The 229-nt window shown below is 27.1% G+C and carries 1 protein-coding gene; it reads left to right on the plus strand.

Annotated features, from left to right (window positions below; translation table 11 throughout):
• Nucleotides 1–123: 123 nt before the first annotated feature.
• Nucleotides 124–229, plus strand: a 106-nt coding sequence (locus tag B0D78_RS13635) for a sigma factor-like helix-turn-helix DNA-binding protein (RefSeq protein WP_446737335.1), incomplete at its 3' end; no start/stop codon positions are given.

Here is a 229-nt window from a genome sequence, read left to right on the forward strand (position 1 = left end):
GGCTGGTTTTTTACAACTATTAAGAATAAAAATATTGATAATATAAGGAAACAAAGCAGGATGTCTTACATTGAAATGAGTGATATTTTTGAAGAAACTGAGGGTTTTGAAGAAAAAATAGTTATGAGAGGACTATTGGATAAATTATCAGAAAAGAATAAAAAAGTATTACAACTTAAATATGAAATGAATTTAAACAGTAGGCAGATTGGTGAGATTTTGGGGATTT

It is taken from the genome of Pyramidobacter sp. C12-8 (assembly GCF_002007215.1).
Taxonomy (GTDB): Bacteria; Synergistota; Synergistia; order Synergistales; family Dethiosulfovibrionaceae; genus Pyramidobacter.